Source organism: Mesorhizobium sp. RCAM 05099 (assembly GCF_059683685.1).
This window is the reverse complement of the sequence record NZ_CM185035.1, coordinates 3,217,865-3,239,666: the sequence shown is the minus strand read 5'-3', so window position 1 is coordinate 3,239,666 and position 21,802 is coordinate 3,217,865. Positions and strand designations below refer to the sequence as shown.

Below are 21,802 nucleotides of genomic sequence, written 5' to 3'. Positions count from 1 at the left end.
CGTCCAAGCGCGGCGCGCCTGGATAGAGGTAGCGCGAAATCGGCCTTGCGCAAACAGGTCGGCCGTGGTCGAACGCCCGGTATCCTGCCCGACCGGATTTCCCCACGCATTCGATGATCGACCTCAGCATCCAGACAGTCGCCATGCTGGCGTTCGCCGGCTTTGCCGCGGGCTTTGTCGATTCCATCGCCGGCGGCGGCGGGCTGATCACCATTCCGGCGCTGCTGCTTGCCGGTTTCTCGCCGGTCGAGGCGCTTGGAACCAACAAGCTGCAGGGCATGTTCGGCTCCGGGTCGGCGACCATCCACTATGCCTCGAAGGGTCATGTCGACCTGCGCCGCCAATTGCCCTCGGCGCTGCTGGCACTTGCGGGAAGCGCTGCCGGCGCGCTGCTGGCCACGATCGTGCCGGGCGATCTCCTACGCGCCCTCCTGCCCCTGGTTTTGATCGCCATTGCGTTCTATTTCGCGCTCAAGCCCAACATGAACGACGTCGACCGGGCCGAGCGTTTGTCGCCGTTCCTGTTCGGCCTGACCCTGGTGCCGGCAATCGGCTTCTACGATGGCCTGTTCGGACCGGGCGCCGGCTCCTTCTATATGCTGGCCTTCGTGGCGCTTGCCGGATACGGCGTGCTCAAGGCGACGGCGCACACCAAATTGCTCAACTTCGCCTCCAACATCGGCGGCTTCATCGTCTTCGCCGCTGTCGGTGTCATCTACTGGAAGATCGGCCTGATGATGGGCGTTGCCCAGTTCCTCGGCGCTCGCCTCGGCGCCAGCCTGGCCATGCGCATCGGCGCCAAACTGATCAAGCCGCTGCTGGTGCTTGTCTGCGTGGCGCTGGCGGTGAAGCTGCTGGCCGACCCGGCGAACCCCTTGCGGGTCATGATTGGTGTGTGATCACACGTCCTGATAGAATGCCGGTGTTCGAATCATGTCGGAGGAGCCACGCATGAATCTCAGCGCACCTACCCAGATCGTTTTCATCATATCCCTTGTTATCGCCATCATCGGCATTCTCGCCGCGCTTGGCGTTCTTGCGTTCATTCCACTCGCATCGGTGTGGATCGTGCTTATCGCCTACATCGTGCTTGCCGCCGGTTGTTTGATGCGCGGCGCCTGATACGTTTCCCTTGAAGTGGGGATACGGAGCGCCCGGCCAAAAGCCGGGCGCTTTTGATTCTGATCCAGGGTCTGCTAGATTTTCCCGCGGAAGGATGGCCGATGCCAGTCGAGACGCAGCGCCAGCAGGACCAGGATCGCTCGGTCGCCGGACGGTTCGAGATGCGCCGGCGCCTTCCCAATCCTGGACTTGAAGGCATCGTCACCGACATCTGCGGCTACCGCGAAACCGCGTCCGGCCATCTCCGCGCCATCGAATATGCGTCGCTGACCGTGCCGCTGGTCATCAGCTTCGCCGAGCCCTTCGCCATCGGGCTTGGCAAGGCGCCGGGCGACAATGACCGCTTCGGCAGCTTCGCCGCCGGCCTCTTTGCCGGGCCGGTGATAATCGAATCCTTCGGCTGCGCCTGCTGCGTCCAGGTCAATTTCACGCCGCTTGGCGCACGCCGCTTCTTCCGCCGACCGATGAGCGAACTGACCGACAGCATGGTCGTTCTCGACGACGTGCTCGGCGCTGAAGGCATGGCACTGCGCGAAAGGCTTGGCAACGCGCCGGACTGGACGGCGCGTTTCGACATCGCCGAGACCTTCGTCGCCGCCCGCCTCGGCAATGCCGTCGAAACGCCGCTCGAAATTGCCTGGGCCTATGACCGCATCATCATGTCTGGTGGCCGGACCCGCATCTCATCGCTTGCCGAACGGCTGGGCTGGAGCCGCAAACATCTCGCCAGCAGCTTCTCCAACGCTATCGGCATCGGCCCCAAGACTCTGTCACGCATCGTCCGCTTCAACCGCGCGCTCGGCCTGGCGAGGCAGCAGACCGTCGACTGGGCGGATATCGCCGCCGATTGCGGCTACGCTGACCAGGCGCATCTGGTGCGCGAATTCCGCGACCTTGCCGGCCAGACGCCGGGGGCGCTTTCGGCCAGGTAACATTTCTTCAAGACGCTGGAACGGCCTTCGCCCAGGATGGGGCATCGGCCAACTCGGATGAAGGAGTTTCCCATGCCCACCACCACAGAAGCGCCCCGCCTGTACCCAGCCCTGCGCTACAAGAATGCAGCAAAAATGATCGACTGGCTGGGCGAAGCCTTCGGCTTCAGCGTCCGCGCCCGCTATGGCGAAGGCGATGTCGTGCACCATGCCGAACTGGTCTTCGGTTCTTCTATGATCATGCTGGGCACGGTGCGCGACGACGACTACGGCAAGATGGTTGGCGAACCCGGCTCGGGCGGCGGCAAGTCGATCTATATCGCAGTCGATGATGCCGACGCCGCCTACGCAAAGGCGAAAAAAGCCGGTGCGACGATCATCCAGGAACTGACGGACCGCGACTATGGCAGCCGTGAGTTCATCTGCCGCGATCCGGAAGGCAATGTGTGGTCGTTCGGCACCTACTGGCCGAAGGCGGGCGAAAGGGCCTGAACTGGCCTTCAGCGCGCCAGGGCGAAAATCGCGTCGCAGTCGAGGTGGATTTCCAGTTCGGCAGCGATCTCGTCAAGCGCCCGCTCGACCTCGGCGCGATAGTCGATGCCACCGCCCTTGATGCCGAGACTTTCCAGGAATTTCCCGCGAAACGCGTCGGCGCCAAACAGACCATGCATATAGGTGCCCAACACCTTGCCATCGGCCGACACCGCCCCGTCATCGGCGCCGTTTATGGTGGCGGACGGCCGCAGCGTATCTGGCCCGGTGGTGCGGCCGAGATGGATTTCGTAGCCCTCGAGCGGCAGGTCGAATTGCACCGACCGGGCACTGACATTGCGCACGGTCTTCTCTGGCTCCATCACCGTTTCAATATCGAGCAGGCCGAGCCCTTCGGCCTCGGTGACGCTGCCTTCGATGCCGTCGGGATCGCGCACGGTGCGGCCGAGCATCTGGAAGCCGCCGCAAATGCCGACGACATGGCCGCCGCGCTTGCGGTGCGCGGCAAGATCCCGGTCCCAGCCATTCTCTCGAAATCTCAGGAGATCGCCGATCGTCGACTTGGAGCCGGGAATGACCACTAGCCCGGCATCGGCCGGCAGCGGCTTTCCAGGGGGCACGAACACCACTTCCACCTGCGGTTCGGCCTTGAGCGGGTCGAGATCGTCGAAATTGGCGATGCGGCCAAGCATCGGCACCGCTACCTTCAGCGCACGCGCCTCGCCTGATGCCAGCCGCTCCAGCACCACCGAATCCTCCGAGGGCAGCCGCGCCGCCGCCTTCAGCCAGGGCACGACGCCAAAGCAGCGCCAGCCGGTGAATTTCTCGATCGCCTTCAGGCCGTCATCGAACAGCGAGACGTCGCCACGGAACTTGTTGATGAGGTAGCCGACAATCATGCGCCGGTCGTCTTCCGGCAGGATCAGATGCGTGCCGGCGACCGAAGCGATGACGCCGCCGCGATCGATATCGCCAACCAGCACCACCGGCACGTCGGCACGGGTGGCAAAGCCCATATTGGCGATGTCGCGGCTGCGCAGGTTGATTTCGGCTGGCGAGCCGGCACCCTCGACAATGACGAGGTCGGCGCCCTCGCCGACCTTCGCCCAGGAATCGAGCACCGCATCCATCAGACGGCCCTTCAGCGCCTGGTAGTCGCGCGCCCGCGCTTCGCCAAACACCTTGCCCTGCACGATGACCTGGGCGCCGACATCGGTCTGCGGCTTGAGCAGCACCGGGTTCATGTGGACGCTCGGTGCTACGCCGCACGCGATCGCCTGCAGCCATTGCGCGCGGCCGATCTCGCCGCCACCGGCATTGTTGTCGCCGGGGATATCGGCGACGGCGGCATTGTTCGACATGTTCTGCGGCTTGAACGGCCGCACCTTCAGCCCACGGTTCCTGGCCGCACGGCAAAGGCCGGCGACCAGCACCGTCTTGCCGACATCCGAACCGGTGCCTTGCAGCATGATCGCCCTGGCCATCAGTCCCTGCCCCGCGCGACGGTTCCGGTGATGTTCGATTTCTGCGCCAGTGGCCCGCCACGCCAGATATAGAGCGCCAGGAGAGGCTCCTCGGCCGTTCGCATGGCATGGCCGACATTCGAGGCGTGGTGGATCACCTCGCCGGCCGCGCGCATGCGAAAGCCGCCCTCGCCCATCCGCCACTCGGTGTCCCCGGTCAGCGGAATGTAGATTTCCTCGGCGACGTGGTGGTGGTCTGGATAGACGATATCAGGCCCAAGCAACAGCAGGCCGGCGGCGACCTCGTCGTTGACGAAATGGCCGCGCGTCCCGAACACCTCGAGCCAGCCGTAATTGTCGATGAACTCTTTTCCGAAATCCGCCTCGCTGTAGGTCTGCCCCCAGCAGAGATCGTTGCGCTGATCCGCGACCATCCGCACCAGCGGTCTGGCTTCCACCGGCGCCAGTTCGGCGGCGCGATCGAGATGACGCAGGCAGCCGAGCGGATGTGGCTCGAGGGCACGGGCTGGCATTGCCCAGCCTATGCGCGCCACGGCGTCGCGCACCAGGGCGTCATCCCCCGAAGCGAGATAGCCGTGGAACCGTCCAAGCAGATCATCGAATTTTGTCGTCACATCTCGCTCCGGACATGCATTGATGCACAGCCGCTCCGCGGACGGTCGGGTTGCGCGGCGGCATCATTGGTCTAGATTGGTGCGCGCGCAAAGCCAAAAACGACAGGCCAGCGGGCTAGTTGGCCAGCATATAGGGAGCACGCCATGGACGCCGCGGTCGATGCGAGCACCAGCCAGTTCGAACTCAACGAGCAACAGCGCGCCATCCAGGAGATGGCGCAGGCGTTCGCCGCCGATCGCGTCGCGCCGAATGCACTCGACTGGGACCGAAGGAAACACTTCCCCGCCGACGTGATTCGCGAGACCGGGCCGCTTGGCCTCGGCGGCATCTATGTCCGCGACGATGTCGGCGGTTCGGCGCTCGGCCGGCTCGACGCGGTGCTGATCTTCGAGGCGTTGTCACATGCCGATCCGGCCTTTTCGTCGTTCATCTCTATCCACAACATGGTGGCCTCGATGATCGACCGCTTCGGCAATGACGAGCAGCGCCAGCGCTTTCTGCCGAAGCTCACCTCGATGGAATGGCTGGCGAGCTATTGCCTGACCGAACCGGGTTCGGGATCGGACGCCGCGGCGCTGAAAACCCGCGCGGTGAAGAGCGGCGGCGACTATGTCCTCAACGGCGCCAAGCAGTTCATCTCGGGCGCCGGCGACAGCGATGTCTATGCCGTCATGGTGCGCACCGGCGCCGAGGGGCCGAAAGGCATTTCCACCATCGTCGTGCCAAAGGATGCACCCGGCCTTTCCTTCGGCGCCAACGAGCACAAGATGGGCTGGCACATGCAGTCGACCCGCCAGGTCATCTTTGAGGACTGCAAGGTACCGGCGGAAAACCTTTTGTCGGGTGAAGGCGCCGGCTTCGGCATCGCCATGGCCGGCCTCGATGGCGGCCGGCTGAACATCGCTGCCTGTTCGCTGGGCGGCGCGCAGTCGGCGCTCGACAAGGCACTGTCTTACACCGCCGACCGCAAGGCCTTCGGCTCGAAGATCAACCAGTTCCAGGCGCTGCAGTTCAGGCTGGCCGATATGGAGACCGAGTTGCAGGCGGCACGCATCTTCCTCTATGCCGCCGCCTCCAAGCTCGACCGCAAGGCGCCGGATGCTGGGAAATGGTCTGCGATGGCCAAGCGCTTCGTCACCGACACCGGCTTCACCGTCGCCAACGATGCGCTGCAGTTGCTCGGCGGTTACGGCTACCTGCACGACTACGGCATCGAGAAGCTTGTGCGGGACCTTCGCGTGCACCAGATCCTCGAAGGCACCAACGAGATCATGCGCGTCATCATCGCGCGCGCCCTGATCGGCCGGTAATAAAATGTAGGCGGTAGGCAGTAGGCAGTAGGCAGTAGGCAGTAGGCAGTAGGCAGTGAGATGACAGGCAAGATCAACTCGTACAAGGATCTTATCGTGTGGCAGCAGGCGATGGATTTGACCGTCGCCACCTACTCCTTGACCAAGACATGGCCGAAAGAGGAATTGTATGGGTTGACCAGTCAAATCCGCCGCTCAGCAACCTCTATCCCTGCAAACATCGCGGAAGGTTACGGCCGAGACAATAGAGGATCCTATCAGCAATTTCTCAGGATCGCCCAAGGGTCATTGAAGGAGTTCGAGACACACCTCCAAATCGCTGAACGCATCGGAATCGCCACGCATGATCAAGTTCATCAGATGCTGTTAGCGACCGAGGGTCTCGGAAAAATGCTTCGGCAACTCATTATCAAACTTGCCCCCGAGTTGCGTACCTACTGCCTACTGCCTACTGCCTACTGCCTACTGCCTACTGCCTACTGCCTACTGCCTACTGCCTACTGCCTACTGCCTACTGCCTACTGCCTACTGCCCACTGCCTACTGCCTACCGCCTTACCCAATCATGGAGCGTCGCTATGACCATCATCGCCTTCATCGGCCTCGGCAACATGGGCAATCCGATGGCCGCCAATCTGGTCAAGGCCGGGCACGCGGTACATGGCTTCGACCTGATGCCGGAGAACCTCACGGTCGCCCGCGACCACGGCGTCGTCATCATGGCCAACGCGCCGGCCGCGGTGAAGGACGCCGACGTGGTGATCACCATGCTGCCGGCCGGCAAGCATGTGCTGTCGGTCTATGAGGACATCGCCCCCAGGACCAGGAAAGGTGCGCTGTTCATCGATTCCTCGACCATCGACGTCGAATCGGCGCGCAAGGCGCATGCCGTCGCCGCAAAACACGGCCTGCTGTCGATCGATGCGCCGGTCTCGGGCGGCACCGGCGGTGCGGCGGCCGGCACGCTGACGTTCATGGCCGGCGGCTCCAGCGATGCCTTCGCCGCCGCCGAGCCGATCCTGAAGCCGATGGCTGGCCGCATCGTCCATTGCGGTGGCGACGGTGCCGGACAGGCGGCAAAAATCTGTAACAACATGATCCTCGGCATTTCGATGATCGGCGTCGCCGAAGCCTTCGTGCTGGCGGAAAAACTGGGCCTGTCGCATCAGGCGCTGTTCGACGTCGCCTCGACCTCGTCCGGCCAGTGCTGGGCGCTGACCACCTACTGTCCGGTGCCCGGCCCGGTGCCCACCTCGCCTGCCAACCGCGACTACAAGCCCGGTTTTGCCGCTGCCCTGATGCTGAAGGACCTGAAGCTGGCGCAGGAAGCAGCACTTGGGTCTGGCGCGGTGACACCGCTGGGCGCCGAGGCGGCCCAGCTCTATGCGCTGTTCAACGCCCAGGGGCACGCCGGCGCCGATTTTTCCGGCATCATTAATTTTCTACGCGGAAGCAATCCATAAGCCGCTAATATAATTGGATTTTTTCGCGGACCTCGCGACAAACGCGCCAAATTTAGGTTTGCTTAAGCTCTCGATAACTCCGCGGTAACGATGTCTCTATAAAACGGATTGCGAGGCGGACATATCGCATCCGCCCGGCGCTCCGGATCAGGTCTCGCGTACCGGAGCCCGTAAGTTTCGCCAAGTGTTTGAGTAGCGAAGCGCCATGCGTATCTGGCAAAGCCGCGTTCCCGATGGAGCGCGGTTTTTGCGTTTTGCCGACCTGGCTACACGATCCCGATTTATATTCCGATCGCCGCATTCGGAATTGGCACATGATCCTCATTGAGCAGCACGATCGGTGCATCGACCCCTTCCACCTTGACGACCAGCAGACGCACGCTCCATGTGCCGGCTGTTCGGGTAGCGGTCGAGAACGCAGTGCCCTTGCCCTTGGCGCCATGGACCGGAATGCTGAACTGAGCCTCCCCCGACCCATTCGCGTCGACATTGAGATGGCCGCCGACCCAGAAATTGTCGGTCACGACGTCGCCGAGAGCGGCCTTGACGCGATCGTCGGCGCGAAGCTTGTCCATGGTCATGTGATAGGCATCGCTGCCTTTCAGCAGGTAGGGAATGCTGCCCACCATCGTCGCACAGCCGCCGATCCCAACCACCCAGACGACAAGGCCGGCGATCGCCCAGTTGCGCTGGGTCTTGCGAAACTGCTCGGCATCGCGCCACGCCCGGTTCCGCCAGGCCCAGCGGCTGCCGCGCGCGCCAAGCACGATGATCATGATGATGTTGACGAACGGGATCACCGCCAGCAGTGCGATAAAGGTGCTGTTGCCGATACCCCAGATCCAGTTGAGGAAGAAAGCGCCCCAGTTCCAGCGATCAAGTTCGGCCGGAATTTCAGCGGGCTCGTTGAGCGCTTGTCCTGCCATCATACCCCCTCTGATGCATGTCGCCCAAGAATCGGCTTGGGGTACGGACATGCATAACGCGCTTCAGGCAAATGTGCCTCAGCGGGTTCTAGACCATCATCCCGAAAACCGTAATCGGTTTTCGTTTGGCCGACAGTCAAATAGGTCTAATGGATCGCCTCGGTCAGGCTTTGTTGGACAGCCGGTGAAAGTTCGCTTTTACGGCGCGGCTGGCCGGCCTCAGCGCGGCGCCGATCGACAGTTCCGCCGCGACGCCGTTGAACAGCGACGGCGTGCGGCCGGAAAAGACTTCCGGCCAGAACCGCGATACCGACTGCAGGATAGACATATGCGCCGCAAAAGCGCCTTCGGCCATTGCAACGGTCTTCTCGTTCACCGCGCGGGCCGTCTCCGTGCTCCATGGCTGGCCGCTCCCGGCATCCATGGCCATCAAGGGCAGACGCATCATCGCCACCATCGGCGCCAGCATCAGGTCGCCACCGATGCTGGTTGCTTCTTGCACGCGTCGGCTCTTGCCAGTTTTTCTCATGAAAACGAACCCCTTGTCGCAACCGAATCGGTTGCTGCCTGACACACTACGCGCCGAAGGTGGAATCGTTCCCCATCGCGACAGCATGTTTCTCACCGGGCGTTCCTGTCGAAGAACGCCCGGTCGAGGTTCGAACCTACCGCTTGCGCAGATCCGCTTGCGCCAGATCCAGCGCCTTGGCTATGCGCTCGCAAGCCATGTCGATGGTGTCGCGGGTCCAGATCAGCGGCGGCGACAGGATCATCGTGTCGCCCGTGGCGCGCAGCATCATGCCTTGCCCGATCGCGTGGTCGCGGACGGTGACCGCCGCACTTCCCGATGGCAGGAACCGCTCCTTGGTCGCCTTGTCCTTGACGATTTCGATCGCGCCCATCAACCCGATCGAACGCACCTCGCCGACCAGATCATGCCCGGCAATGCGTTCCTGCAGGGCCTTGGCGAAATAAGGGCCGGTTTCGTTCCTGACGCGATCGACCAGCCCTTCATTCTCGATGATCTCGAGGTTCTTCAGCGCCACGGCACAGGCCACCGGATGACCGGAATAGGTGTAGCCGTGATAGAACTCGCCGCCTTTCTCGACCAGCGTCGCCGCGATGCGATCGCCGACCAGCAGCGCCGACAGCGGCTGGTAGCCTGAGGTCAGCGCCTTGGCGGTGGTGATGGTGTCCGGTTCGATGCCGAAGGTCTGCGCGGCGAACCATTCGCCGGTGCGGCCATAGCCGGTGATAACCTCGTCGAGCATCAGCAGCACGTCGTATTTGCGGCAGATGCGCTGCACTTCCGGCCAATAGCTGGCCGGCGGTATTTTCACGCCGCCCGCCCCCATCACTGGCTCGCCAATGAAGGCGGCAACCTTGTCGGCGCCGGCTTCGAGGATCGCATCCTCGACCGCCTTTGCCGCACGCAGGCCGAAATCGTGATCGCTCTCGCCGGGCAGCGCCAACTCATAGGCATAAGGCATCATCACATGGACGATGTTGGGCACCGCGCCGCCGAGTTGCTTGTGCATGGCATCCATGCCGCCAAGCGAAGTGCCGGCAACGGTCGAGCCGTGATAGGCCATCTTGCGCGAGATGATGCGGTTCTTCTCCGGCTTGCCTTCCAGCGCCCAGTAATGGCGCACGAGACGCAGCGCCGTGTCGTTGGCTTCCGAACCGGACGAGCCGTAGAAAACCTGGTTGACGTGCTTCGGCGCGATCTCGGCCAGCTTCCTGGACAACAGCACCGGCGTCGGCGTCGAGCATTTGAAGAAGGAGTTGTAGTAAGGCAATTCCTTCATCTGGGTGTAGGCGGCCTCGGCCAGTTCGTCGCGGCCATAGCCGATGTTGACGCACCACAGCCCGGCCATGCCGTCGAGGATCTCGGCCCCTTCGGAATCGTAGATGAACGGTCCGTTGGCGTGGGTGATGATGCGTGAGCCGACCTCGCGCAGTTCCTTGTGGTCGGTGAACGGGTGGAGATGATGCGCGGCGTCGATCTGCTGAAGCTGCTTCAGCGAATAGTTCTGATAGGTCATGGGTCTGATCTTTCCTCTGGATTCTATCCGGCCGTGCCGGGGGCGAATTCATCAGAGGAAGGCAGGTGGCGAATACCCGATGCGGGCGCACAGCCGCAAAAGCTCGGCACGCAGCGTGCGCGGTGACGGTGTCACCGCGACCCGGAATGCGCGAGCCGATATCCTGACGTGAGCCATGGCCGGCACCTTAGAGCAAAGGACGGTCGAGGTGAACCACCCTTTGCAAGAGTGCCCAGGGAATGAGTTCAAGCCTTGGCGGTCAGCGCCCTTTGCAGGAAGACGTACTTCATCGCCGTCTGCGCCGCCTGCGGCCGGCGGTCGCCGCGGCCACCATGTCCGCCTTCGGTCTCCTCGAAGAACAGCGTCCTTGCATGGCCTGCCTCCTGCAGGCGGGCGGCCATCTTGCGCGCATGACCGGGATGAACCCGGTCATCCGCCGTCGAGGTGGTCAGCAGCACCGGCGGATAGGCGGCGCCGGCGTCGACGTGCTGGTAGGGCGAATAGGCCGAAAGCCACGCCGCGTCTTCCGGTTTTGAGGGATCGCCATATTCGGCCATCCACGAAGCGCCGGGCGGCAATTCGGTGTAGCGCAGCATGTCGAGCAACGGCACCTCGATGATGACCGCGCCAAAAAGCTCGGGGTGCTGGGTCAAGGAAACGCCGGTCAGCAGGCCGCCATTCGAGCCACCCTGGATGCCGAGCGAGGAAGGCGTCGCGATGCCGCGACTGACGACGTCCTGGGCGACCGCGGCGAAGTCGTCGAACCCATTCTGGCGGTTGCCCTTCAGCGCCGCCTGATGCCAGGCCGGGCCGAACTCGCCGCCGCCGCGGATGCAGGCTTGCACATAGGCGTTGCCCTTCTCCAGCCACAGCCTGCCACGCACGCCGGCATAGCCCGGCAGCAGCGGCACTTCGAAGCCGCCATAGCCATAGAGCAGCGTCGGCACCGGACCCTTCTGGTCGCGCCGCCGGACGACGAAATAGGGGATCATCGTGCCGTCCTTCGAGCGCGCCTCGAACTGTTCCGAAATCAGCGGCGACGCATCGAAACGCGCCGGCTGCGACTTCACGGTGGCCAGCGTCTCGCCATTGTCGTCCGACCAGATGATCGAACTCGGCGTCAGGAAATCGGTGAAGGAGAAAGATACGCTCGATCCGAACTGCTCGGCATGGCTGATGCCGACATTGCCGTTTTCGGGCAGCGCGACCGGCTTCAGCGACCAGCCTCCCTCCTTGCGTTCGCAGACGACGACCTTGCCGCGCACATTGTCCATCAGGTTGATGAACAGCCGGTCCTGCGTACGGGCAATGCCGGCGATGGACACGCGATACGGCGGCTCGAACAAGGTCTCCACGGGTCCGAGCACGCCGCTCTCGACCCACCGCGCCAGATCCAGCGAATAGAGGCCGTCGGGCTTGCACAGCGTGCCGTCGGGCGCCGTCCACGGGCTGCGCACGCCGAAGACGAGTTGATCCCGAAAGATTGCGGTGTCGGTCATGTCATCAGGCAGCGGCAGACGCTTGTTCTCGCCGGAAGGCAGGCGCAGGAAGATGTGCGAGGCGAAGAAATCGAGCGTCCTGGCCAGAACCAGATAGCGTCTGTCGCCATCGAACTCGAGAGCGGCACCCACGGCGAGATCTTCCTTCTGCGCCTCGAAGATCGGTGTCGCGTCTTCCAGCTTGGCGCCGCGCTTCCACAGCTTGACGACGCGCGGATAGCCCGACTCGGTCTTGTCCGCCTCCTCGAAGGCCGCCGAGACGATGACGGTGTCCTTGTCCAGCCAGCCGAAACCTGATTTCGAGGCGGGAGCACGAAATCCGCCATCGACAAAGGATTTGGTCTCTATGTCGAATTCGCGCATCTCGCTGGCATCACCGCCATCCGGCGACATTGAGACAAGGCATAGGTTGAAGTCCGGATAGAGCCGGCTGGCGCCACTGAACACCCATTTGATCCCTTCCTTCGCCGCAAGCTGGTCGAAGTCGATGATCGTTTCCCAGTCGGGTTTCTCGGTCTTGTAGGAAGCGACCGTGGTGCGGCGCCAAAGGCCAAGCACGTTGGTCTTGTCCTGCCAGAAATTGTAGACGTGGCCTTTCAGCGCGGAGCCGACCGCGATGTTGTCCTCGGCCGTCATCAGGTCGAGCGCGGTCTGGAACGCCGCCTGATAGGACGGGTCGCCCTGCAATTCGCCGACCGTGACCTCGTTCTGGCGATGCACCCAGTCGAGCGACTGGGTGGCTGTCCTGTCCTCCAGCCACAGGAAGGGATCTTCAGTGCTGGATTCTGGCTTCGTGATGGGCTTGGTCATGGAATCTCCGATAGGCAAGGCTTCGGCATGCAACATCGACATGCCGTGCCCGATATTCAATAGCCGCGACGCCTTGGCCAAGGATTCAGGCTTTCCCTCGACCAACGACACTGGCGAGCGCCAGCGCCGGGCACAGCAGACCGAGCGTGATCGGCAGGCCGCCGGCGCCCAGGACATCCATGGCGCTTCCGGCCAGCGGCGGCATGGAGATACCGCCGACGCCCCACATCAAGGAGAAGGCGGCGTTGCCGGCGATCAAGGTCGATCCGGTGAATCGCTCGCCGAGCTCGATGATCGACATCGTGTAGATGCCGTAGGAGACGGCACCCCAGACGAAGATCATCGGCCAGATCAGCGGCGTTTCGATGAGAAGCGGCAACAGCATGCATCCAAAAATCGTCATGGCTATGCAGACCAGTCGCACAGACCGCGCCGTCAGCCTTTCAGCCAGCAAGCCAAGCGGCACTTGCATGGCGATGTTGCCGGCAATCATCACCGAAAGCAGCGCCGACATGCGGGCTTCAGCGATGCCGTGGTAGGTCCCGTAGACCGGCAGCAGCGCCAGTGCTGCTTGTTCGAAGCCGGCAGCCACCACGACGGCGAACAAGAGCAGCCAGGCCAGCGGCACAAAGCCCAGGACGGAAACCCGATGGCCGGCTTCGTCCACCTTCGGCAGGCGTGGCAGCACGCAAGCCAGGCAGACGCCGCACAGCACGAAGGCGGAAATGCCGACGAGGAATGGCGGCCAGCCTTCCGTGCCGACGGCAAGCAGGCAGAGCGGCCCGGCCGCGAAGCCGGCCGAGATGATCGTCGAATAGACGCCCATGACGCGGCCGCGCCGGGAAGGCGGCGCCAGCGCGATCACCCAGATTTCGCTCAGCACGTAGAGCGGATTGGTCACGACGCCGATCAGGAAGCGTAGCGGAAACCACAGATAGACATTCTGCGTCCAGCCGATCAGCGCCAGCACAACAGCCGAAAGAGCCGCACAGGTGAGCGCCGTGCGCCTTGCCCCGAACCGCCGCGCCAGCGCCGGGATCAGCGGCGACGACAGGATGAACCCGACTGGCGTCATCGCCGCCGACAGGCCGATCATCGCCGGCGAGACGCCCTGACGCTGCAGGATGAAGCTCAACAACGGATAGGACAGCCCCTGCGCGATGGCGAACACCGACACGGTCGCGATCACGCCGGTGATCGCTGCCCATTGTATTCCTTCGTCAGTTTCCGAATCCGTCGCGGCCATGGTCCTATCGTTGCTGCGCGGTAGGATTAACGGTTTGATCAAACCGCGGTAGGCGCCGCCGGAGGAAAGCGCTTGCTCCAGCCAGATCCATGTCAGGAGGCTCGACGTCGCGAGGAGCGGTACAAAGCGAAGGCGATCAGAACCGCGTCGAGACCGGCGATCACCACGGGCAGCCCCAGCGGACCGATGCCCTGCATGAGCAGGCCGGCGCCCGGCGGGCCGACGATACCGCCAACGCCCCACAGCAAGGCGAAGGCCGCGTTGCCGGTGACGAGCAGCGTGCCCTTGAACCGGCTGCCGAGTTCGACCAGCGCCATCGTATAGACGCCGTAGCCGACCGCGCCCATCACCAGCAACACGCCCCAGATCAGTGGTGTCAAGATCAGCAGCGGCAGCAGAAGCGCGCAGGCGGTCGTCGCCATCGCGCAGGCCAGGATCATCGGGCGGCCGCCGAACCGTTCGGCGAGCAGCCCGAGCGGGATCTGCAGCAAGATATTGCCCAGGGACAGCGCCATCACCAGCGCGGCGAGCACGGCTTCCGGCAGGCCATAACCGGCACCGAAGACCGGGACCAGCGCATAGGTGCTTTGCTGGACCGCGGCCGAGACCAGCACGGCCAGCAGCAGCGCCGGCGCCAACCGGGCGAAACCGACAAAGCTGCCGGAGGGCTGGCCGTCATCCTCGAACCCGGTGAGCTTTGAGGAGACAAGGCGCAGAATGACGGCGCAGAGCATGAAGCCACCGACACCGACGCTGAAGGGCGCCCAGCCCGATGTGCCGACCAGAGTCAGGGTGAAGGGCCCCGCTGCGTAGCCAGCGCCCATCAGCGTGTTGAACACGCCCATCACCCGGCCGCGCCGCGAAGGCGGCGCCAGCGACAACGCCCAGACCTCGCCAAGGATATACAGCGGGTTGATGACCACGCCGATGATGAAGCGGATGACGTACCAGGCCACCCAGTTCTGCAGATAGCCGATCCCCAGAAAGCAAAGCGCACCGATCAGCGAGCAGCCGACCGCCAGGTTTCGCGCACCGACCAGCCGCACCGCCGCCGGCACGAATGAGGCCGACAGGATCAGCCCGAGCGGCATCATCGCCGCCGACAGGCCGATCAAACCAGGTGACATGCCTTGCTTCTGCATCAAAAGCGTGAACAGCGGCGAGCTCAGCCCTTGCGCCGCGCCGAACATGGCAAGTGCGGCGGTAACGCCGGCGAGCGCTGCCCACTGCGTCCCCGCTTCGCCTTCGCTCGAGCCGGTCGCGACCATGCTGTCATCCATGTGAGGGCTGGCCATCCGGCCTGCAAGCCTCACTAGCTACTGGTTCGACCAGAGGAAAGGAAGGCCCGGATCGGAGATCCGTTTGCACCAACGGGATCGACCGGCCGGCCGAAGCCGATCGGTCCAGATTGAACGAATCTCGGATGCAAAACGCGGCGGCGCTATGGAAAATAGCGGGCGATCGCGCCCTTCTTGCCGTCGGCATAGGGCTTTAGCCACTTGTCGTCGATGGAAATCCCGTCATCGTCTGAAGGCCCCTTGCCGATCGTCCTGCGCCAGGCGCGGAACTTGTAGTGGTCGAAGACGTCGAGCATGTGCACGGCATAGGCCGCTGCAAATGTCTTGTCGCCTTCCACGATGACCAGATTCTCGTCGTTTTCGTAGGAAGCCTTGTAGCCGAGGTTATGGCTGCCGGTGATGACGGTGGCGTTGTCCTCCATCGGATCGATGATGACGATCTTGTCGTGTACGATCGCATGGCCGACCGTCAGCACCTCCGCCTGGAAGTCGCGGGCGATCGTGGCGCCGGTCAGGTTTGCGGCCCGCACGATCGAGACATTGGGCGCCTCCCAGACCTTCTCCGGATAGACAAAGGGCGACTTGCCGTCCTTGTTCGACTTGTGGGTGACCGGATCCTTGGTCGGCGCGACATAGTTGGGCATCGCGGTTTCGTCGCTGATCGCGCCTTGCACGATCAGCTTCGGATCGGCCTTCGCTGCCGCGACGGCCTGGTCGACGATCGAGTTTTCGCCGAGCAGCGAAGGGTTGAACACCAGGAACAGCACCGCCCGCTTGGCCGCCTTGATGCGGGCGAAGACATCCTCGAGGTCGACCGGACGCACCGAGATGTCCTTCTTGTTGCGGTTCGGGTCGTTCGGCGAAAACCACACCGTCATGCCGTCCAACGCCACCGAGGCGCCGTTGAACGGGTTTGGCAGGTGGTTTTCCTTGCGGAACGGCACGCCCTGCGTCTGCACGACATGACCGGCAGCGCTCTCCGAAGCCGGCGGTGGGAACACATCGGCCTTCATGCGCTGCCAATAGGCGTCGAACACCTCTGCCATATCAGGATCGTCGCGGATGAAGGCGTTGTTGGACTGACCGCAAATGCCCGTCGACGTCCAGTTGGTGCTGCCGGTCATCACCGCTTGCGGTTTGCCCTGGGCATCGCGGTAGACGGCAAACTTGTTGTGGCCGATATGGTTGTTGTTGAACAAGCGGTCCGTCACCACCACGCCCGCATCGTGCAGGCGCTTCCGGTAAGGTGCATTGCCTGCGTCCCAGGCCTTGGTCTGGTCGTCCCTGCCCGAATTGGAAAGGATGACCTCGACGACATCCTTGGCGGCGATGATGGCGTCGCACAATTCGTCGTCACCAAGCTCATAGAGGGCAAGCCTGACGGTGCCGCCTTCGGTCTTGGCGCGTTTCAGGAGGCTGGTCAGCACATCAGGCACATCGCCATGCAGATAGGCGCGTATCTTGCTGGTCGGATCCTGCAGCACCGCCCTGATCTTGTCGCGTTGGCCGACCTTGATGCCGGCCTCCTGAAGCGCGTGCGACATCCATTGCGTCGACAGCACGCCGTTGGTGAACGCAACGCGCGCCTTGCCGAACATCTGCCCCAGGAAGATCGGTGGGCTGACGGCACCCTGGCCGAGATAGCCGAGCGGGCGCGCCGGCCCGGTATAGGCGGGTTTACCGTCAACGACCTGATCGGGGCGCACCGGCACCTGATCGAGGCCAGGCTTCATGTCGCCGACCGGACGCACGCGGTAGGCGATCATCTCGCCCTCCGGCCTGACATCGAGGCTGTCGCGCCGGCGCCGCACGGTCAGATCGCGCCAGAATGTCTTCTGCACCGGCCAGACGCCGGTGTCCTGCGGAATCCATCTCGGATTGCGCTGCCCCTTGAACGGCACCCAGGAGGCCAGGCAGCGTTCCTCGCCGGTATCGGGGTAGAGGCGTACGATCTCGAAACCGAGGCAGCCCGGGATCATCCCGTCAATATCCCAGGAAAGGAACGCGACTTCGTTGTTGGTCGCGGCACGCACCTTGATGACGTCAGGCATGGCTGTCCCTCCACGAAAGTTCAACGCGCAAATATGTCAGAAGTAAAAGACAGTACTGTAACGCGCTTTACATTGGCATCCGTCCGATCGGCCGCGCTCAGGCGCCCGCCGGCGGGCCGATGTGGCCAAGGGGATGTCGCGGCCGCGCGGCTGCCGTCCCGGCATGTCGCTTCCCTCGCCCTAGTGGTCGCCGCCTCCGCAATGGCTGGACAGCCGCCGGTCCATTATGCCGCCCGCTATCGCATCGTACGAGGACCATCATGACCGCCGCCCTACAACCTGCAGAACCGGCATTGGCCAACGACCGTGCCCGTCGCGGCGGCCGCGCCGGAAAGCGCGCCGGCGGCTCGGCCGCGTTCGAGCAACCGCCCTTCCGTCAGCTGAAAATCCCGATGACGCCGACCAAGCTGGTCTCGGACGACGAGCTGGAATCGATCCACCTCGCCTCCCTGCGCGTGCTGACGGAGATCGGCGTCGACGTTCTGCACGACGAAGCCCGCCGCATCATGAAGGCGCATGGCGCCGACGTGCGCGATGGCAGCGAGCGGGTGCGCTTCGACAGCGACATGATCCTCGAGCTGGTCTCGCACTGCCCTTCGGAATTCACCATCCATGCCCGCAACCCCGCGCACAACGTACAGTTTGGCGGTAACAACCTGATCCTTTCGATGATGGCGTCGGCGCCCAACTGTTCCGACCTCGATCGGGGCCGCCGGCCCGGCAACCAGCAGGACTACCGCAACTTCCTCAAGCTCGCGCAGATGCACAACATCCTGAACTGCACGGGCGGCTATCCTGTCGAGCCGACCGATATCCATCCGTCCGTCCGCCACCTGGAGTGCATCCGCGACCTCGCCACGCTGACCGACAAGGTGTTCCACATCTATTCGCTCGGCAAGGAACGCAACGTCGACGGCATCGAGATCACTCGCATCGCGCGCGGCATCAGCCATGAGCAGTTGCTCGCAGAACCGTCCGTCTTCACCATCATCAACACCAATTCGCCGCTGAAGCTCGACGTGCCGATGATGGAAGGCATCATCCAGATGTCGAGCAAGGGCCAGGTCGTCATTGTCACGCCGTTCACCCTGTCGGGCGCGATGGCGCCGGTGACGATTGCCGGCGCGCTGGTGCAGCAGAATGCCGAGGCGCTGTCCGGCATCGCCTTTGCCCAGATGGTGCGCAAGGGCGCGCCGGTCGGCTATGGCGGCTTCACCTCCAATGTCGACATGAAGTCCGGTTCACCGGCCTTCGGCACGCCTGAATACATGAAGGCGCAGCTCGTCGGCGGCCAGCTTGCCCGCCGCTACAACATCCCCTACCGCACCTCCAACACCTGCGCCGCCAACACGGTCGACGCGCAGGCGGCCTACGAGAGCGTGTTCTCGCTGTGGGGCGCAATCCAGGGCGGCGGCAATTTGATGATGCACGCGGCCGGCTGGCTCGAGGGCGGCCTGCGATGCTCCTACGAGAAGACCATCCTCGACATTGACCTGTTGCAGATGGTGGCGGAATTCCTGACCCCGCTCGACCTCTCCGAAGAGGCGCTCGGTTTCGACGCCATCCAGTCCGTCGGTCCAGGCGGTCATTTCTTCGGCACCCAGCACACCCAGGACCGCTACAAGACGGCCTTCTATTCGCCGATCCTTTCCGACTGGCGCAATTTCGAGACCTGGGCGGAAGCCGGTTCGCCGACGGCGCTCGAAAAGGCCAACAAGGTGTGGAAGGAGCGGCTGGCCTCCTATGACGAACCTTACATGGACCCGGCCATCCGCGAGGAACTCAACGCCTTCGTCGCCAAGCGGCGGTCCGAAGGCGGCGCGCCGACCGATTTTTGATCATCACGCGGCGACGAGCTTGATTTCGGCGTCGAGGCGCCGCCCGCCGCCGATCAAAAAACCTGATTCAGTTTACGCAAAAACGGACCTATCTTGATGAAATCTCACGTAAAAGCGGTTGTCATCGGCGGCGGCGTCGTCGGCTGTTCGGTTCTCTATCATCTGGCCAAGGCTGGCTGGACCGACATCATGCTGATCGAGCGCTCGGAGCTTACCTCCGGCTCGTCCTGGCATGCGGCCGGCGGCTTCCACACGCTGAACGGCGACCCCAACGTCGCCAAGCTGCAGGCCTATACGGTGCAGCTCTACAAGGAGATCGAGGAGATCTCCGGCCAGTCCTGCTCGCTGCACCTGACCGGCGGCGTGATGATGGCCGATACGCCCGAGCGCATGGACTTCCTGCGTCTCGCCCACGCCAAGGGCCGCTATCTCGGCATGGACACCGAACTGATCACGCCGTCCGAAGCCAAGGCGATGTTCCCGCTGATGGACGAGACCAATTTCGTCGGCGCCATGTGGGACCCGGTCGAAGGCCATCTCGATCCGTCCGGCACGACGATCGCCTATTCCAAGGCGGCGAAGAAGCTGGGCGCCGAGATCGTGCTGCGCAACCGTGTCGTCGAACTGACGCAAGAAGTCGACGGCACCTGGAACGTCGTCACCGAGCAAGGCACGGTGAAGGCCGAGCATGTCGTCAACTGCGGCGGCCTGTGGGCGCGCGAGATCGGCCGCATGGTCGGTGTCGAACTGCCGGTGCTGGCCATGGAGCACATGTATCTGCTGACCGAGCCGATGCCGGAGGTCGAGGAATTCAACAAGTCGACCGGCCGCGAGATGATCGGCGTGCTCGACTTCAAGGGCGAAATCTACACCCGACAGGAGCGCAACGGCATCCTGCTCGGCACCTATGAAAAAGCCTGCAAGCCGTGGTCGCCGGTCAACACGCCGTGGGATTTCGGCCACGAGTTGCTGCCGCCCGACCTCGATCGCATCGCACCATCGCTGGAGATCGGCTTCAAGCATTTCCCCGGCATCGAGAAGGCCGGCATCAAGCAGATCATCAACGGCCCCTTCACCTTCGCGCTCGACGGCAACCCGCTGGTCGGCCCGGTGCAGGGCCTGACCAATTTCTGGTGCGCCTGCGCCGTCATGGCCGGCTTCAGCCAGGGCGGTGGCGTCGGCCTGGCGCTGTCGAACTGGATGGTCCATGGCGATCCCGGCTTCGACGTCTGGGGCATGGATGTCGCCCGCTTCGGCGAATGGGCCGGCCTGCGCTACACCAATGCCAAGGTGCGCGAAAACTACTCGCGCCGCTTCTCCATCCGCTTCCCCAACGAGGAACTGCCGGCGGCACGCCCGGCGCAGACGACGCCGCTCTACGACACGATGCTGGCGAACAACGCCGTCATGGGCGACTCGTGGGGTCTCGAAACCCCGCTCTGGTTCGCTCCAAAGGGGAAGGAGCCGAAGGACATCGTCTCCTTCCACCGCTCCAACGACTTTGGTCCGATTGGCGAGGAAGTGCGCGCCACGCGCGAGCGCGTCGGCGTCACCGAGATCGCCAACTTCGCCAAATACGAAGTGTCGGGACCGGGGGCGGAAGAGTTCCTCAACCGGCTGATGACCAACCGCATGCCGAAGACCGGCCGCATCGTGCTGACGCCGATGATCAACGAATTCGGCAAGCTGATCGGCGACTTCACCATCGCCAAGGCCGGGGAAGACCGCTTCATGATCTGGGGCTCGTCGGCCGCGCAGAAGTACCACATGCGCTGGTTCGAAAAGCATCTGCCGAAGGACGGTTCAGTGCGCATCCACCGCTTCGACCAGACGCTGGTCGGCCTGTCGATCGCCGGGCCGAAATCCCGCGACTTGCTGCAGAAGCTGGTTGATGTCGATATCTCGACAAAAGCCTTCCGCTTCATGGATTTCCGCGAGATGGCGGTCGGCGGCGCGCCCTGCATGGTCAACCGCATTACCTACACCGGCGACCTCGGCTACGAGATCTGGATGGCGCCGGCCTACCAGCGCTTGGTGTACAAGGCGATCAAGGATGCCGGCGAGGAGTTCGGCCTCGTCGATTTCGGCATGCGCGCTTTGCTGTCGATGCGGCTGGAAAAGAACTTCCCGACCTGGTTCCGCGAGTTGCGGCCGATCTACGGGCCGTTCGAAGGCTCGATGGACCGCTTCATCAAGCTTGAGAAGAACGACTTCATCGGCCGCGAGGCCGCCGCCAAGGAACACGCCGAAGGGCCGAAACTGCGCCGCGTCTCCTTCATCGTCGACGCTGCCGACGCCGACGTGATGGGCGACGAGCCGATCTGGGCCAAGGTCAGCAAGGACTACGGCACGGTGGAAAAGCCGCATGGCTACGGCGCGCCACGCTTCGACGACAAGTGCAAGGAAGTGCGTGGATCCAAAGCCGCCGAAGGCGCTTCCGCCGTGCGCGGCATCGTCGACGGCGAATGGCGTGTGGTCGGCTGGGTCACGTCGGGCGGCTATGCCCACTATGTGCGGAAGTCGATGGCGCAGGGCTATGTACCAGCGGCCCTTGCCGAGGACGAAAGTGCGGGGCTGTTCGAGATCGAGATTCTTGGACACCGCCGGCCGGCCCGCATCAACGTCGAAGCGCCCTTTGACCCGAGCGGTGAGAAAATGCGGACCTGAGGCAC

The 21,802-nt window shown here is 63.5% G+C and carries 18 protein-coding genes and 1 pseudogene; 9 read left to right on the top strand and 10 right to left on the bottom strand.

Annotation, left to right across the window (positions count from 1 at the left end; genetic code table 11):
- Positions 1-113 precede the first annotated feature (113 nt).
- The 4 genes from AC56QQ_RS15910 (at position 114) to AC56QQ_RS15895 (ending at position 2,546) form a co-directional block, all read left to right on the top strand.
- Complete coding sequence (locus tag AC56QQ_RS15910) at positions 114-899, top strand: TSUP family transporter (protein ID WP_497128482.1); 786 nt, start codon at positions 114-116, stop codon at positions 897-899.
- A 52-nt stretch (positions 900-951) separates the two neighbouring features.
- Positions 952-1,122: a hypothetical protein gene (locus AC56QQ_RS15905; RefSeq protein WP_080511798.1), complete on the top strand. Its 171-nt coding sequence runs from the start codon at positions 952-954 to the stop codon at positions 1,120-1,122.
- Between the two features lie 101 nt (positions 1,123-1,223).
- On the top strand, positions 1,224-2,054 hold the full coding sequence (locus tag AC56QQ_RS15900; RefSeq protein ID WP_497128480.1) for a helix-turn-helix domain-containing protein: 831 nt from the start codon (positions 1,224-1,226) through the stop codon (positions 2,052-2,054).
- 72 nt (positions 2,055-2,126) lie between these two features.
- A complete protein-coding gene (locus AC56QQ_RS15895) occupies positions 2,127-2,546 on the top strand; it encodes a VOC family protein (RefSeq protein ID WP_497128478.1) in 420 nt (139 codons plus the stop codon).
- 8 nt (positions 2,547-2,554) lie between these two features.
- Here the strand turns inward: AC56QQ_RS15895 and AC56QQ_RS15890 are convergent, their stop codons facing one another.
- Positions 2,555-4,030: a cobyric acid synthase gene (locus AC56QQ_RS15890; RefSeq protein ID WP_497128476.1), complete on the bottom strand. Its 1,476-nt coding sequence runs from the start codon at positions 4,028-4,030 to the stop codon at positions 2,555-2,557.
- A complete protein-coding gene (locus AC56QQ_RS15885) occupies positions 4,030-4,644 on the bottom strand; it encodes a dimethylsulfonioproprionate lyase family protein (RefSeq protein ID WP_497128474.1) in 615 nt (204 codons plus the stop codon). The genes AC56QQ_RS15890 and AC56QQ_RS15885 overlap by 1 nt, the downstream gene beginning before the upstream one ends.
- Before the next feature lie 144 nt (positions 4,645-4,788).
- Here AC56QQ_RS15885 and AC56QQ_RS15880 point away from each other — a divergent pair, with 144 nt between their 5' ends.
- The 3 genes and pseudogenes from AC56QQ_RS15880 to mmsB all read left to right on the top strand — a co-directional run bounded on the left by AC56QQ_RS15880 (position 4,789) and on the right by mmsB (position 7,417).
- Positions 4,789-5,955, top strand: a complete 1,167-nt coding sequence (locus AC56QQ_RS15880) for an isobutyryl-CoA dehydrogenase (RefSeq protein WP_497128472.1) — start codon at positions 4,789-4,791, stop codon at positions 5,953-5,955.
- Between the two features lie 60 nt (positions 5,956-6,015).
- A pseudogene (locus AC56QQ_RS15875) lies at positions 6,016-6,375 on the top strand (four helix bundle protein); the annotation flags it as partial.
- Positions 6,376-6,532: 157 nt separating this feature from the next.
- Positions 6,533-7,417 (top strand): 3-hydroxyisobutyrate dehydrogenase, encoded by an 885-nt coding sequence (gene mmsB / locus AC56QQ_RS15870; protein WP_497128470.1) that lies wholly within the window; start codon positions 6,533-6,535, stop codon positions 7,415-7,417.
- A gap of 281 nt (positions 7,418-7,698) precedes the next feature.
- Here mmsB and AC56QQ_RS15865 read toward each other — a convergent pair whose 3' ends face one another.
- The 8 genes from AC56QQ_RS15865 to AC56QQ_RS15830 form a co-directional block, all read right to left on the bottom strand.
- Positions 7,699-8,343 carry a cytochrome c oxidase assembly factor Coa1 family protein gene (locus tag AC56QQ_RS15865; RefSeq protein WP_497128468.1) on the bottom strand — a complete coding sequence of 215 codons (645 nt, stop codon included), beginning with the start codon at positions 8,341-8,343 and terminating at the stop codon, positions 7,699-7,701.
- 163 nt (positions 8,344-8,506) lie between these two features.
- Positions 8,507-8,872, bottom strand: a complete 366-nt coding sequence (locus AC56QQ_RS15860) for a hypothetical protein (RefSeq protein WP_497128466.1) — start codon at positions 8,870-8,872, stop codon at positions 8,507-8,509.
- Positions 8,873-9,008: 136 nt separating this feature from the next.
- The gene (locus AC56QQ_RS15855) at positions 9,009-10,388 is read right to left on the bottom strand and encodes an aspartate aminotransferase family protein (protein WP_497128464.1); all 1,380 of its coding nucleotides are present in this window, start codon (positions 10,386-10,388) and stop codon (positions 9,009-9,011) included.
- A 51-nt stretch (positions 10,389-10,439) separates the two neighbouring features.
- Positions 10,440-10,565, bottom strand: a complete 126-nt coding sequence (locus AC56QQ_RS15850; RefSeq protein WP_091575440.1) for a capsid protein — start codon at positions 10,563-10,565, stop codon at positions 10,440-10,442.
- A gap of 68 nt (positions 10,566-10,633) precedes the next feature.
- The gene (locus AC56QQ_RS15845; protein ID WP_497128462.1) at positions 10,634-12,697 is read right to left on the bottom strand and encodes a prolyl oligopeptidase family serine peptidase; all 2,064 of its coding nucleotides are present in this window, start codon (positions 12,695-12,697) and stop codon (positions 10,634-10,636) included.
- 85 nt (positions 12,698-12,782) lie between these two features.
- Positions 12,783-13,943 carry an MFS transporter gene (locus tag AC56QQ_RS15840; protein ID WP_497128460.1) on the bottom strand — a complete coding sequence of 387 codons (1,161 nt, stop codon included), beginning with the start codon at positions 13,941-13,943 and terminating at the stop codon, positions 12,783-12,785.
- Positions 13,944-14,035: 92 nt separating this feature from the next.
- A complete protein-coding gene (locus AC56QQ_RS15835; protein WP_489861907.1) occupies positions 14,036-15,211 on the bottom strand; it encodes an MFS transporter in 1,176 nt (391 codons plus the stop codon).
- Positions 15,212-15,384: 173 nt separating this feature from the next.
- The gene (locus AC56QQ_RS15830) at positions 15,385-17,292 is read right to left on the bottom strand and encodes a phospholipase D-like domain-containing protein (protein WP_497128458.1); all 1,908 of its coding nucleotides are present in this window, start codon (positions 17,290-17,292) and stop codon (positions 15,385-15,387) included.
- A gap of 260 nt (positions 17,293-17,552) precedes the next feature.
- Between AC56QQ_RS15830 and AC56QQ_RS15825 the strand changes: the two genes are divergently transcribed.
- Both AC56QQ_RS15825 and AC56QQ_RS15820 read left to right on the top strand, forming a co-directional pair.
- Positions 17,553-19,130: a trimethylamine methyltransferase family protein gene (locus AC56QQ_RS15825; RefSeq protein ID WP_497128456.1), complete on the top strand. Its 1,578-nt coding sequence runs from the start codon at positions 17,553-17,555 to the stop codon at positions 19,128-19,130.
- Positions 19,131-19,226: 96 nt separating this feature from the next.
- Entirely contained in the window at positions 19,227-21,797 is a 2,571-nt protein-coding gene (locus tag AC56QQ_RS15820) for a GcvT family protein (protein WP_497128454.1), read from the top strand.
- Positions 21,798-21,802 lie beyond the last annotated feature (5 nt).

Excerpts from the sequence above, each read along its gene's own strand:
- AC56QQ_RS15900 (WP_497128480.1), top strand. The coding sequence starts at position 1,224 with ATGCCAGTCGAGACGCAGCGCCAGCAGGACCAGGATCGCTCGGTCGCC.
- AC56QQ_RS15845 (WP_497128462.1), bottom strand. The coding sequence starts at position 12,697 with ATGACCAAGCCCATCACGAAGCCAGAATCCAGCACTGAAGATCCCTTC.
- AC56QQ_RS15830 (WP_497128458.1), bottom strand. The coding sequence starts at position 17,292 with ATGCCTGACGTCATCAAGGTGCGTGCCGCGACCAACAACGAAGTCGCG.
- AC56QQ_RS15840 (WP_497128460.1), bottom strand. The coding sequence starts at position 13,943 with ATGGCCGCGACGGATTCGGAAACTGACGAAGGAATACAATGGGCAGCG.
- AC56QQ_RS15860 (WP_497128466.1), bottom strand. The coding sequence starts at position 8,872 with ATGAGAAAAACTGGCAAGAGCCGACGCGTGCAAGAAGCAACCAGCATC.
- AC56QQ_RS15835 (WP_489861907.1), bottom strand. The coding sequence starts at position 15,211 with ATGGTCGCGACCGGCTCGAGCGAAGGCGAAGCGGGGACGCAGTGGGCA.
- AC56QQ_RS15855 (WP_497128464.1), bottom strand. The coding sequence starts at position 10,388 with ATGACCTATCAGAACTATTCGCTGAAGCAGCTTCAGCAGATCGACGCC.
- AC56QQ_RS15825 (WP_497128456.1), top strand. The coding sequence starts at position 17,553 with ATGACCGCCGCCCTACAACCTGCAGAACCGGCATTGGCCAACGACCGT.
- AC56QQ_RS15910 (WP_497128482.1), top strand. The coding sequence starts at position 114 with ATGATCGACCTCAGCATCCAGACAGTCGCCATGCTGGCGTTCGCCGGC.
- AC56QQ_RS15865 (WP_497128468.1), bottom strand. The coding sequence starts at position 8,343 with ATGGCAGGACAAGCGCTCAACGAGCCCGCTGAAATTCCGGCCGAACTT.
- AC56QQ_RS15905 (WP_080511798.1), top strand. The coding sequence starts at position 952 with ATGAATCTCAGCGCACCTACCCAGATCGTTTTCATCATATCCCTTGTT.
- AC56QQ_RS15850 (WP_091575440.1), bottom strand. The coding sequence starts at position 10,565 with ATGGCTCACGTCAGGATATCGGCTCGCGCATTCCGGGTCGCGGTGACA.
- AC56QQ_RS15880 (WP_497128472.1), top strand. The coding sequence starts at position 4,789 with ATGGACGCCGCGGTCGATGCGAGCACCAGCCAGTTCGAACTCAACGAG.
- AC56QQ_RS15895 (WP_497128478.1), top strand. The coding sequence starts at position 2,127 with ATGCCCACCACCACAGAAGCGCCCCGCCTGTACCCAGCCCTGCGCTAC.
- AC56QQ_RS15890 (WP_497128476.1), bottom strand. The coding sequence starts at position 4,030 with ATGGCCAGGGCGATCATGCTGCAAGGCACCGGTTCGGATGTCGGCAAG.
- AC56QQ_RS15820 (WP_497128454.1), top strand. The coding sequence starts at position 19,227 with ATGAAATCTCACGTAAAAGCGGTTGTCATCGGCGGCGGCGTCGTCGGC.
- mmsB (WP_497128470.1), top strand. The coding sequence starts at position 6,533 with ATGACCATCATCGCCTTCATCGGCCTCGGCAACATGGGCAATCCGATG.